General features: G+C 36.1%; 12 protein-coding genes and 1 other RNA gene. 7 read left to right on the top strand and 6 right to left on the bottom strand.

The window, feature by feature from the left end:
• Nucleotides 1-582, top strand: a complete 582-nt coding sequence (locus tag AC07YC_RS14730; RefSeq protein WP_494919756.1) for a lecithin retinol acyltransferase family protein — start codon at nt 1-3, stop codon at nt 580-582.
• 245 nt (nt 583-827) lie between these two features.
• Nucleotides 828-1,283 carry a JAB domain-containing protein gene (locus AC07YC_RS14725; protein WP_494919755.1) on the top strand — a complete coding sequence of 152 codons (456 nt, stop codon included), beginning with the start codon at nt 828-830 and terminating at the stop codon, nt 1,281-1,283.
• Here AC07YC_RS14725 and AC07YC_RS14720 read toward each other — a convergent pair.
• A complete protein-coding gene (locus AC07YC_RS14720; protein ID WP_494919754.1) occupies nt 1,280-2,539 on the bottom strand; it encodes a hypothetical protein in 1,260 nt (419 codons plus the stop codon). The two genes, AC07YC_RS14725 and AC07YC_RS14720, sit on opposite strands and share 4 nt — an antisense overlap.
• 156 nt (nt 2,540-2,695) lie before the next feature.
• Between AC07YC_RS14720 and AC07YC_RS14715 the strand changes: the two genes are divergently transcribed.
• The 4 genes from AC07YC_RS14715 (at nt 2,696) to AC07YC_RS14700 (ending at nt 6,258) form a co-directional block, all read left to right on the top strand.
• Complete coding sequence (locus AC07YC_RS14715) at nt 2,696-3,253, top strand: hypothetical protein (RefSeq protein ID WP_494919753.1); 558 nt, start codon at nt 2,696-2,698, stop codon at nt 3,251-3,253.
• The gene (locus AC07YC_RS14710; protein WP_494919752.1) at nt 3,243-4,763 is read left to right on the top strand and encodes a DNA primase family protein; all 1,521 of its coding nucleotides are present in this window, start codon (nt 3,243-3,245) and stop codon (nt 4,761-4,763) included. The genes AC07YC_RS14715 and AC07YC_RS14710 overlap by 11 nt, the downstream gene beginning before the upstream one ends.
• 4 nt (nt 4,764-4,767) lie before the next feature.
• Nucleotides 4,768-4,989, top strand: a complete 222-nt coding sequence (locus AC07YC_RS14705; RefSeq protein WP_494919751.1) for a helix-turn-helix domain-containing protein — start codon at nt 4,768-4,770, stop codon at nt 4,987-4,989.
• Nucleotides 4,990-5,091: 102 nt separating this feature from the next.
• On the top strand, nt 5,092-6,258 hold the full coding sequence (locus AC07YC_RS14700) for a site-specific integrase (RefSeq protein ID WP_494919750.1): 1,167 nt from the start codon (nt 5,092-5,094) through the stop codon (nt 6,256-6,258).
• Between the two features lie 134 nt (nt 6,259-6,392).
• Here AC07YC_RS14700 and ssrA read toward each other — a convergent pair.
• The 5 genes from ssrA to secG all read right to left on the bottom strand — a co-directional run bounded on the left by ssrA (nt 6,393) and on the right by secG (nt 11,559).
• Nucleotides 6,393-6,748, bottom strand: a transfer-messenger RNA (tmRNA) gene (ssrA, locus tag AC07YC_RS14695).
• 601 nt (nt 6,749-7,349) lie between these two features.
• On the bottom strand, nt 7,350-7,817 hold the full coding sequence (gene smpB / locus AC07YC_RS14690) for an SsrA-binding protein SmpB (RefSeq protein ID WP_025116583.1): 468 nt from the start codon (nt 7,815-7,817) through the stop codon (nt 7,350-7,352).
• A gap of 70 nt (nt 7,818-7,887) precedes the next feature.
• The gene (gene rnr / locus AC07YC_RS14685) at nt 7,888-10,356 is read right to left on the bottom strand and encodes a ribonuclease R (RefSeq protein ID WP_494919749.1); all 2,469 of its coding nucleotides are present in this window, start codon (nt 10,354-10,356) and stop codon (nt 7,888-7,890) included.
• 39 nt (nt 10,357-10,395) lie between these two features.
• Entirely contained in the window at nt 10,396-11,142 is a 747-nt protein-coding gene (locus AC07YC_RS14680) for an alpha/beta hydrolase (protein WP_494919748.1), read from the bottom strand.
• Between the two features lie 189 nt (nt 11,143-11,331).
• Nucleotides 11,332-11,559 (bottom strand): preprotein translocase subunit SecG, encoded by a 228-nt coding sequence (secG, locus tag AC07YC_RS14675; protein ID WP_008173196.1) that lies wholly within the window; start codon nt 11,557-11,559, stop codon nt 11,332-11,334.
• 208 nt (nt 11,560-11,767) lie between these two features.
• Here secG and AC07YC_RS14670 point away from each other — a divergent pair, with 208 nt between their 5' ends.
• Nucleotides 11,768-13,027 carry a transglutaminase domain-containing protein gene (locus AC07YC_RS14670; protein WP_494919747.1) on the top strand — a complete coding sequence of 420 codons (1,260 nt, stop codon included), beginning with the start codon at nt 11,768-11,770 and terminating at the stop codon, nt 13,025-13,027.
• Nucleotides 13,028-13,199 lie beyond the last annotated feature (172 nt).

The following is a 13,199-nucleotide window of genomic DNA, read 5'->3' as shown; positions in this document are numbered from 1 at the left end:
ATGGGAATTTGGGACGGACTAAAAATTGCTTTCGAAGGTATTTCAGCTGCAAATAAAGAACTTGTCGAGGGTATAAAAGAAATTACAGCTGAAACAAAGCGTGACATTATTTCTGACTGGAAAAGGGGAATTCCTGCTGTTGGTAATACCATTGAGAAAGTGGATAGAACAATAACGACTTTAAAAAATGTTATTGAACAGATACCTGATACTTCATCAGGGCCATTTAACCCCAATATTAAGTTACGAAAAATCCTTAAAGAAGCAAATAAAACGAGCAATATATCTTCAAAAAATTCCATTAAAAGCGCTCAGCATTTAAAAGTAAGTCGAATAGGATATTCACATCATGCTCTATCAATTAATGAATATGAAGTGATTCATTATCAAGACGGGGAAGTAAAAATTGAAACGATTGAAAGCTTCGCAAAAGGGGCTGCAATCCAAGTGGTTGATACACCGAGGCTTTATAAAAAAGACAAAGTACTCGCCCGTGCTCACTCAAAATTAGGTGAGAAAGAATATTGCTTGATTTTCAATAACTGCGAGCACTTTGTTAGATGGTCTTTGAACGGTGATTAATATTATAAAAAGGCTGCCCTCACTTGGGCAGCCTTTTTCTTTATATCATATTCAAAAACATAAATGGTGCTGGTTCAGAACGCAACTAATTTTATTAATTCTAGAATTTCATCAATATTAACAGCTTTCCTCCTAAAGACAATTAATATTGTATTTAAAACGTAACGATTAAATATTCAAATATATATTACAGATTTGAATACACCTATATATGTCCAATTAATGGTTATTAAGGAGAGGATTAGATGAAAAATAATACTGCTGCTAAGCGCTTTCAAATCGTTCAAGTAAAATTAGTCCGTGAAAAATCACTATTGTACAAGGAAAGAAAAATTCGCTCACCTCATGATGCTTATACCCTTATGAAAGAGTTTATTGGTGATGCAGATCGCGAACACTTCGTAGTACTTTGTTTGGATACCAAAAACCAACCTACATGCATTCAAACTGTGCACATAGGTAGTTTAAATGCTAGTATCGTTCATCCACGTGAAGTACTAAAGTCTGCGTTATTAAGTAATTCCGCATCGATAATCGTTGGACACAATCACCCAAGCGATGTATGTGATCCAAGTGCAGAAGACATTCAAGTAACTGAACGCCTTAAAGAAGCTTGCAATATTCTCGGGATTGTTTTACTCGACCATCTCATCATTTGCACAGATACATTTAAGTCATTAAAAGAGGCGGGTGTGATTTAATCTGAATTAGGAGGTTGTTCGTTTTGACCTCCTCTTCTCTTTCTATTATACGCACTCATTTGTTCTAGATACTCATGGGCATCTTTATTCACATTAGAGTTCTTATGTGTACTTTGTTCACATTGTTCACTTGTTCCTTTACTTTCTTTTTTTCTATTATATAAAGTTTCATATGCTACTCTATAAGCAATTTTAGAAATATTATCGGAACATTGGACGTTTTTTAACTTAGAAAAATAATCGCTATATAGTTCATTATCCTTTAATAAAAAATATAATAAAACTTCATCAACTAATTCAGAGGGAATATCAATTTGATTTGACATCAAAAGCTCTTCTGTTAATTTATCCTTTATATAATTTTTTTGGGATGTAAAAAATGCATTATAGCGGCGAACTATTTCATTATAAGGAAAGTTAAGAATGCTAAATTCTATATTCTCAAAGAAAAATAACTTTGTAAGTAAACCATGTATATTTGTCAGAGCTACATATGGTTGAAGATCGACCTCAGTTGATTTTTTTATATCACTATAAATTTTTTTATTATCCATGTGGACTTTTTCTAAAGCAATATAATTAAATTTCACTATTTCCGCCAAATGAAAAACATCTAACAAGCTTGTATTTTTATTAAAATACAACAAGTTTAACGAGGAGTTAAATTGCTTGTTTGATACATTTAACATTTTCATATATGTATTAAAATCATCTATTCCTTGTTTAGTGTGTCTGTCGACATCATTTTTTATATCAAATAAAGGCATTTTTTTAGAATCGAAGATTCTGTTTATATTTTCGGAGTTATTTATTCTGCCTTCAATAACTTTACTTAGTCCATAGATATTCCAAGGGAATAATATTCTAGGGATCAATTTATAATAACTTAGTGATGCACTATTTAAGCACTCATCTATTTCGGGATTAATCGTGACATAATGTAATTGTCTTAAAAAATTTTTATTATCCTCAAAAAAAATCCTCTTATAAAGGTCATTAAACTTATTCTTAGCCGCCCTGTTATCAAAATATTTAATAATTTTTGATGTAGAATCAAAAATTATTTCCATTATTAAATCCCTTTTAAAAACCTCACAATACCCTTCATAATCACTATTTTCAAACTTTCCGTTTAATAAATGATGAAAAATCCCTAACATTTTTTCATGATTAATATTTAAATCAAATACTAACGGTTCATCTATAAATTCTACATCAACTACTCTTTCTAAATAGTTATCTACAATATTTTCCATTTTTCCACCCCGAATCAAGAATTATATAAAATAATTATAATAAAATACTAAGGCATAATGAATTTGATAAATAATTATGACCCAATGTTTTTCTGTTAAATTTCCCTAAAATTTAATTATAAGCAACAGCTTAAATAAAGTTTAGGAGTGTTTTATATGAACAAAGAAAAAATCGAAAGCAAGTATAACAATTTAATTAACTCTATCTTAAAAGGTGAACAATGTGAACAAGATGAACTCAAGTTATTTGCTGTCCAAATCAAAGGGAACAGAATTCATTTATATGGCCCAGCGAATACCCCTCTCCCTCTTACAAATGGGATACTTCTAAGTGATATTGGCAATAAAATTAAGTTTTATGGCTCTTTAAATGGAACAGACTACTCACTTAGCGAAAATGGAAGCGATATGGTAACAATTATAATCGATTTAACAAAAGAAAATAATCCTAAGATTTACATTGAAGATGGGGAGTTGAATTGCATTTCATCAAAATCTACTTTTGGTAAAATAGATAAATTATATTTCTACTGGCAATATGGTGTTGAAAATTTTTTATTAATTATTAATTGCGACCCTCAAACTAAAACAGCAAACATTAAAGACATTTGTTATCAAAGTGGCGAACATCTAAACGAAATAAATATTATTACTCAGAATGTACTAGAATACATGTTAGAAAAAAAGAATCGAGGCATTTCTGATGAATGCTAATTCATTTACTTATGAAAAACACAATGTAAAAGGGCAATTTAATTCAACAATTAAAGTTACTAAACCTAAAACTGAAACCTCGAAAGGATTTAAAAGCACAAACAGTATTAACTATATTTTTTCAGAAAAACAAACAAAATCTAGCAAAAAAATAAATATAAACAGTTTATTTCACGATCAAATAAATTCTAGTGATATGAATGGGAACGACGAGAAAATCCAAAAGGAGACAACTTACTCCTTGTCTCAAAAATTCAAGGAAATGTTCACATTCAAAGTTTTTGAAGACGTACTATATGTCTGGGATGAGAAACGGGGATATTATATTCCCCTTTCTAACGAGAATGCAGATGTATTCTTTAGAAAGTATTCGCCAGAGCGTTTGAAATTCTTTATTAACTCAAGAAATATTAAGGAAATCGTGAGTTGGATAAGGGCAGAATGTGGCATTAATTTAACAGCTACGGATTTAATAGAGAACAGGAACCTTGTCATATTTAATGACGGTATTTATAACACAGAAAATAGCAAGTTTTTTAATCTCAGTCCAGATAATAATATTCGTTCCAAAATTCATGCTGACTTTTGCACTTCATTAACTCAAGGAGAATTTTTCGAAAAATTCTTGACTGATATCTGCCAAAATGACGAGAGACTTTATAATCGTATACAAGAATTTTTTGGGTATGTAATCTCAGAAATTCGGGATTTGAAAATTATTATTTTTCTTGTTGGACCAAAAGACTCTGGGAAATCGATTGTTTTAAAACTGTTGGACTATTTAATAGGTGAAGATTTTTGTACAAGTTTGAGCCTAGACGAATTAAACCAAAGGGAATATTTAAATCGGCTATTATCTAAAAAATTGAATACTTGTGGTGAGGTTAGCGAAATCTCCATCAAACGGTTAGATAACTTAAAGAAACTCTCGGGTGGGGACAAAATCATGTCTAAAGCATTATACGATCAACCCGTATCATTCGTTAATAGAGCTGCTCTTGTATTTGCAGGAAATCATTTGCCTGAAATCAATAATTTAGATAAATCAAATGCATTTTCAGAACGATTATTAATCATCCCATTTCTAAATCAAATACCGAAAGATAAGCAGGACCCAACTTTGTTGAATAAACTTTTAAATGAAATTAACTATATAGCACAGTGGGCATTAAAGGGATTACTAAGATTAATAAAAAATAATTATAGCTTCACCGAAACCAAACAAGACTCCAAAATTATGGATAATTATAAACTACAAAGTAATTCTATCGAACACTTTATAAAAAATAAATGTATTATGAATCATGACTGTAAAATATTTAAAGCTGATTTTGAGAATGCCTACTACCAATTCTGTGAGGAAAATGACGTAATGGCTTCAAATAGGCTAGATCTACACAAATATCTAAAAGCTTCTCCTTATATAACATTTAAAAAGATCCGAATTGGTACACAACCTAAAAATGGATATGTAGGGATTCAACTAAAGATAGAAACGGAGGCTACATAACTTTATGAATGAAGCAATTTTTCATGAGTTGAAAAAATTTATACTTGATAACCTATCGTCATACAAAGATTGGATGTCTTTGAAAGAAGCAGCCAGTTACGCAGGCGTATCTTACAACACTTTCATCAAATTCCGCACACTAGGTTTAAAAGTATGTGAAATTGATGGTATTAAACGCGTATCAAAAAAAGAAGTCGATCGCTTTTTAGAAGGGCATAGTTTCTAAATGCTACGAGAGGATTTTTCCCCAGTTAAATTATATATTATAACTGTGAGGATCAATCCTCTCTTTATATCTTGCCCCCGCAAAGATATTAGGAGGATCACTATGATAAAAAATAATTCTTCCCCCATCAAAAGTTATGAAAACAAAGATGGTAAAACGTTATATAAGTTCCAAGTTTATTTAGGTGTAGACGAGCTTACAGGTAAAGCTCGGAGTACTACTCGTAGAGGTTTTAAAACGAAAAAAGAAGCTGAACTTGCTTTAGCACGTATCAAACTTCAAGTCTCAGAAGGCACATATAAACAAAAAAGCACGGAGACATATCAGGAAGTATACGATCTTTGGATCACTCAATATGAAAAAACTGTAGAAGAAAGTACGTTTGTTAAAACAGTCGGCTACTTTAAAAATCATATCTTACCTTCTATGGGCAGTTACCGTATCGAGAAAATTACAATCGCTATTTGTCAAAAACATTACAATGAATGGGCTTCAAAAGTTAAAAAAGCTCGTACGATTAAGTCTTACGCTAAAAAGGTACTAGATTTCGCTATAGTGCATGGCTTTATTAAAACAAATCCCTTCACTCATGTTGAGACTAAAGTTAAGAAAGCTTTTACGGAGAGTGCTGAAGATGCAAATGAAAACTTTTATACAAAGGAAGAGTTAATTTCATTTTTAGAGAAAGCAAAAGATCACCTTGACTATAAAGCATATGCGCTATTCCGTTTGATTGCTTATACAGGTATGCGTAAAAGTGAGGCCTTAGCTTTAACATGGAATGATGTGAACTTTGTGGAAAGTGAGATAATTATTAATAAAGCTATCGGACGTGGTAAACAAACACAGCTTTATTTAAAGACTACTAAGACTGGTAAACCTCGTACGATTAAATTAGATGAAACAACTTTATCGATCTTAAAAGAATGGAATAAGCTTCAAAAGCAGCAATATATTCAGTTAGGTTTCAATGCGTTGAAGAAAAATCAATTGATGTTTAGTAATACAAAAAATGATTTTATCCAGCCTGGTCAAGTTCAGAAGTGGATGTATAGTGTCCAAAACAAATACACTTTGAAGAAAGTATCACCACATGGTTTACGTCATACGCACTGCTCTCTTTTATTCGAAGCTGGTGCGAGCATTAAAGAAGTTCAAGATCGACTTGGGCATTCTGATGTAAAAACTACTTTAGACATTTATACACACGTCACGAAAAAAGCGAAAGAAGGTGCTATACAGAAGTTTGTTAGCTATTTAGAAGGTTAAATTTTCGAATTAGTTTTGACTAGAAATTGACTAGATTTGAATGAAAATAGGTGATATTGAATGAAATTAAAAAAGTGTCAAAACCCTGTATTATCAAGGATTTTGACACTCATTGAAATCATTTGATTTCTACAAAATGGAGACGGCGGGAGTCGAACCCGCGTCCAAAGACTCCAATACTTCAGCTTCTACGCGTGTAGTTTGCCTATTTACGATTCGCGTAACATTATGCCGACAAACAGGCGTCCTGCACGCTAACCTGGAAATCTCTTGCCGATGACTCAGGTGGCACCATCGACCGTATCCCACTAAAGTTGGGCCCCACGTTCTCTACATGGGCGATAGAGAGGCAGAGCGCTTACGAGCTTACGCTGCGAAAGCTAAGTTTTGTTGTTTGCCAGTTATTATATAACTGTCGTTGATGACGGAGCCGAGCCCTCCGACGCGCGACTAAAGCTTGAACCATCCCTGTCGAATCCGTAACGTCCCCTTGATATATGAATCGAAGCGGTTAGGCCTCGTTCAAACAAAGAGCTAGAATTGCTTCTAGTACGGTGGGAGCTTAAAAGTACGCTTCCATGAAATCTGGCAATCAGTAATTCATATTATAAAACATAATGAGCGATAGTTCAAGTGTCCCGCTTTAGTAAGAAAGATTGGTTTTGACTTAGAAGCTATCCGTGACATTTTAACTTTTATCCGTCACTTCCTCGATTCTATCCGCCACTCTTTAACTTCTATCCGTCACTTTCTCGATTCTATCCACCACTTTTTAACTTCTATCCGTCACTTCCTCGATTCTATCCACCACTTTTTAACTTCTATCCGTCACTTCCTCGATTCTATCCGCCACTCTTTAACTTCTATCCGTCACTTTCTCGATTCTATCCGTCACTTTCCCTGTTCTATCCGTCACTCTGTCTTACCCCCGCACTTTATCTTCTATTCAGCACTTTTTCTGCTCTACCCTCCACATTCTAACTTCTATCCATCACTTTCCCTACCCTATCCACCTCACTCTAACCCGCCCCACCACTCCCCAACCCAAACAAAAAGCTCACCAACCACTAGGTGAGCTTTCTGATAATCTATTAATATTGGTTTTTGGATTTGAAGGTGCGTTCCATTTCGCGTTTGGCTTCTTTTTTGCGCATGTCGTTGCGTTTGTCGTAGTCTTTTTTCCCTTTGCCGACGCCGATTAAGAGCTTGGCATAGCCGTCCTTGATGTACATTTTCAATGGGACGATTGTGTAGCCGTCACGTTTGACGGCACCGACTAGCTCGCCGATTTGCTTTTTATGGAGAAGCAATTTGCGGGCGCGTAGTGGGTCGTGGTTGAAACGATTCCCTTGATCGAACGGGCTGACATGCATATTGCTAATCCATGCTTCGCCATTGGTAATGCGGACGTAGGAGTCTTTTAGCTGGGCCTTGCCTGCACGAATGGATTTGATTTCTGTGCCGGTTAGGACCATGCCTGCTTCGATTGTCTCTTCAATAAAGTAATCATGTCCAGCTTTTTTGTTTTGTGCTAATACTTTTCCTGAACCTTTTGCCATCTGATTCACCCTCTACTTAAAGGTTGAGCTTGAGCGAAAGTACCCTTACTTAGGACACTTTCGCGCATGCTTATTTGCGTTTTGATTTTTTCTTTTTGTTTTTCTTTGCAATGCCCTCATAGAATTTTTGCTTTTGTTTCACGCGTTTTTTAGGACCTGGGCTGCTAGAGTCATCTTTGCGACGTCCACGTGGATCACGGTCACCTTCACGGCGTTCACCGCGTTTAGTATCTCGACTTCCACTTTCTTCTTGGCGACTGCTTCTATGGCTGCCACCACGCCCGCCTTTTTCGTCATCGCTACGTGTGCTTCTGCGACTGCGTTCACCTTTATTGTCGTTATAATTTTTACGTGCGTGAATAACAGTAGGTGCGGCTTTGCGTGTTCGTCCATATGAAGTTACCATTCCAACGATTTCAAAGTCAATGGATGACTCCTCAATAATGACATTGGCAACACGGACTGTTACTTCATCACCAATACGGAATTGACGATTTGTACGTTCACCGATCATGATCATTTGACGATCATCGAAACGGTAGTAATCATCTGTCATATTGCTAATATGGACAAGTCCTTCAATCGTGTTTGGCAGCTCCACGAAAATACCGAAGTTGGTAATGGATGATACGATTCCTTCGAATTCCTCACCAATTTTATCAGACATATATTGTGCCTTTTTCAAAGCATCTGTATCACGTTCTGCATCAACCGCACGGCGTTCACGCTCAGATGTGTGGTCAGCAATTTCATCCATTGCCATTCCCCACTGTGCGACCGTTTCCCGAGAAGTATCCTTATTAATTAAATACGTACGAATTAAACGGTGTACGATTAAGTCCGGATAACGGCGAATTGGTGATGTGAAGTGTGTATAGAAATCAGTTGATAGGCCAAAGTGACCTAGGCTTTCTGGGTAATATTTTGCCTGTTGCATGGAGCGTAGTAGCATCGTTGAAATCACAGGCTCCTCTGGCATACCTTCAATGGCTTTTAGAACATCCTGTAATGCTTTAGGATGCACGGTATTGCCTGTACCTTTAATTAAAATACCGAAGTTCGTAACAAATTCAAAGAAGCGTTGAAGCTTTTCTGGCTTTGGATCTTCGTGAATACGGTATATGAACGGTACATTCATCCAGTGGAAGTGCTCCGCTACTGTTTCATTGGCAGCTAGCATGAAATCTTCAATTAGCTTCTCCGCTACTGTACGTTCACGTATCTCAATATCAACTGGCCAGCCTTCCTCATTCACGATGACTTTAGATTCCTTAAAGTCAAAGTCAATGGCACCTCGAGATTCACGTTTACGACGTAAAATGCCAGATAGCTCTGCCATATTTTTAAACATCGGAACAAGTGGCTCGTAGCGTTTGATTAACGCTTCATCTTGCTCCTCTAAAATTTTGTAGACATCCTTATACGTCATACGTTCAGTTGTTTTAATTACACTTTGGAATATTTCATGTGCAATAACATTCCCATTCGCATCAATAATCATTTCACAGGATAGTGTTAAACGGTCAACCTGTGGATTTAATGAACAAATGCCGTTTGAAAGTCGATGCGGAATCATTGGGATAACACGGTCTGTTAAATAAACACTTGTTGCACGGTCATAGGCTTCAAGATCAATGACAGAGCCTTGCGTTACATAATAACTAACGTCTGCAATATGTACGCCAAGCTTATAAGTACCATCTACATTTTTTATGACAGTTACTGCGTCATCCAAGTCCTTTGCGTCAGCCCCATCGATGGTTACAATCGTTTCATGACGTAAATCACGACGACCTACTAAATCAGCCTCTGTAATATCATCTGGCACACGTTGTGCAGCAGCGATGACTTCGTCTGGGAATTCAGGTGGAATATCATGCTTATATAAAATCGATAAAATATCCACGCCTGGATCATTTTTATGCCCTAAAATTTTTGTAATATAGCCTGTAGCAGATTTTAAATCCTCAGGCCATGTAGCTACCTCGACCACAACCTTATGTCCATCAACAGCGCCTAATGTATCCCCTTTTGCGATAAAGATATCCATTGGCAGCTTTTTATCGTCTAGGACCACAAAGCCAAAGCCACGGTTAGCTTGGAATGTACCGACAAAGCTTGTTTGACCACGTTCAACGACCTTAGTTACAGTCCCTTCACGGCGATCACCAAATGATTCTTTTAACACACGAATAAGAACGATATCTCCATTTATAGCGCCATTAATTTCATGCGGTGGAATGAACACATCATCCATGCCCTCAACATCAGGTGCTACAAAGCCGAAGCCCTTGGCGTGGCCGATAAATTTACCTCTTAGTAAATTCATACGTTCTGGTAGGCCATAACGATTGGAGCGAGAACGAACAACTAAGCCCTGTCCTTCCATACGGACTAATGTTTTCACAAGCTCCTTAAATTCTTCCGCATCCTCAAAGCCGAATTCTTCCTCGATTTCACCGACAGTTAATGGTTTGTAATCATCTTGGCCGAAAAAAACGAGTAACCGACTTTGTAGTGTATCTTTTTGGTCTTTCATACATATTCCCTCCTTCATGAGAAAATCCTATTTATAATTTTATTGTGCCCAATTTAGGCTTTCTAAAAAGCGATAAATGTCTTCATGTAATTGATCTTTTTCTTGATCTAACGTAATAACATGTTTTGAGTTTTCATACCACTTCATATGCTTATCAAGTGACTCAGTTTGATTATATATAATGTTGGCAGATTCTGTCTCTATTACCTCATCCTTTGTAGCCTGAACAACAAAAATAGGGGCATAAATCATGTCGATTTCTTGACGAGTACGCGTAATAAATTCACGTAGCTCTTGTAGAGACGGCATGCCTTTTTCAGCAATGAGTGCTACTTCTGTTTCGATTTGTTCCTCCTGTTTACCTTGGAACTTTTTATAGTCTTTAGCATATTTCAAAACACCCTCAAACATGACGTCTGTCGTACGCATAGTCATAGGTGCACACATCGTAACAATTCCTTTAACCGGGTTGTTTAAGGCAACATTTAATGCCATGACACCGCCTAATGAAAGGCCAGCAACAGCAATTTCTTCATAGCCAGCATCCTGTAACTGTTTATAGGCGGCCACGACATCTTGCCACCAGTCTGCTGGACCTGTTGTGATAAGTTCTTCAGGTTCCACACCGTGACCTTTATAGTGAGGTGCTAAAGTAGTATACCCTTTTTTCTCTAAAAATCTACCAAGCATGCGGACGTCTGCCGAGCTACCTGTAAAGCCATGTAGTAATAAAACGGCACGTGGTCCTGCATGAAAGAAAAATGGCTGTGATAATGATTTATTCATGGTAAGCACTCCTTCATCCTAAAACGCTCATATATACTATACCCATTATAGCCCTCTCGATGATGCCTCGAGCATAACATTTGGCTATAACATTACATTTCAATTTTTACTCTATCGAGAAAATTTTCCATATGGTTATGATAAAAGAAAACGCCCAACCAATGTGGTTAGGCGATAGATCTTCAACTATTAGATTTTTGTAATAGCAATTGCTAAAATAAAGAATAGTATAGCTAACACAATTGTTGCACGGTGAAGGATTAAATCCATACCACGCGCTTTTTGCTTTCCAAATAGTTGCTCAGCTCCACCCGAGATGGCACCTGATAAGCCTGCACTTTTACTAGATTGAAGTAATACCACCACGATCAACGCTAATGATACGATAACTAATGAAACTAATACTACTGTATGCATTCACTGCACCTCCCGAACTTTGAAACATCACAACAGACTACATTATAACAAAAAAAGGTTGCCATGACAAACTTAGCTTTCTGTTTAGGTGGAATTTTTCCTCTTCACGTACATCTATTTGTCGGATTATACGACTATTTGTGGATAACACCTCCTCTAATTTTAGATTATAATGGAAAAAATGATATTTTATTGGAGGATTTATGTATTGAACAAAAAAATAGCACTGCTTTTATTATGCTGCACCATTCCCTTTTTTACAGCATGCTCAAAGGCAATCGACATCCTACTACAAGATGAAGAGGATGTCACAATGACAACTACTTTAACAGAAGAACCAAATGAAACAAATACTGATATAAAAAAACCAGAAAGCAAAGCATTATCTGCCTCATTTTCACCTACCGATCTATTTTCAACTACTTTATTTAAGGATGATCCCGCTTTACTACAATTTGCTAAAAAGGTGGAGAAGCAGGTTGCTCAATTTGAAGAGCATTTTGAGGTTTCTTATACAGGGAAGCTGGATTTTGAGGATTTTGAAGTACAGCTCAATGATTTAAATAACCTGATTACCTTCGTTGACCCTTATACAGCTGGTTATTTTTTATATTATGAATGGAGCGCTTGGGAAACCGATAATGGCTTTTCAGTAGAATTGTCCATACAATATTTAACTGATGCGAAGAAGGAAAAAAAGGTAGACCAATATGTGGAGGCATTCGCGAATCAATATATTACCAAAGACATGACAGACTTTGATCGTGCGAAAGTCATTAATGATTATGTTGTACAGCTAGCCACTTATACGGAACAGGGCTCTACTGAAGGTCAATCCGTTTTCGAATTAATTAATGAAGAAACTGCTGTATGTCAGGCTTATGCTTTACTTACTTACCGTCTATTAGTAGCATCTGATCTCGGTGCGAAGTACATCTATGGCTATAGTGAAGATCAGTTACATGCCTGGAATCTAGTCCAGGTTAATGGCAATTGGTATCATCTTGATACAACTTGGAACGACGTTGCACCTACCGAGCCTTTTACAATTTCCTACGAATACTTTTTGGTCAATGATGAAAAACTAAGTCAAGATCATTTATGGGCCAATGAAAACTATTTTGCCGCAACTAGTAATGCTTATGATTTTATGCATGATATGTGGTATGCCAATACAGTAGATAATGTGGTCTATTATAACAGCATGAGCGATAGTACCGTTTATTCCTATGACCTAACGACAAATGAAAATACACAAATTTCTGCAACTGCCTGCTATTATTTAGTGACTGACCAACAATCTATTTATTGTAGTGACTATGATAATGCTGGCTATTTAACAAAAATAAATGTCCAGGACGGTTCCGAGGAGGTATTATTCGAAGACGAGGTACTGAATTTGAACATCCAAGATGGTATTTTATATTATGAAACGCTTGACGGCACCAAGCATCAACAAAATTTGTAACCCTACATAGAATCTGTGTGCGGATTTCACACAGATTCTATCTCCCTCTGCTTCAGTTGGCCAACCACACCGCTTTCACTTCACATTTACAGTATTACCATATTTTATTAACAAGTTTTTAACGGTAGCTTTACACCCTTCCTTTACACTTACAGTTGATCATTCATCTAAA

It is taken from the genome of Lysinibacillus sp. GW247-5R2A (assembly GCF_059424475.1).
The sequence above is the reverse complement of the archived record's forward strand: the minus strand, read 5'-3'. Positions and strand labels throughout refer to the sequence as shown.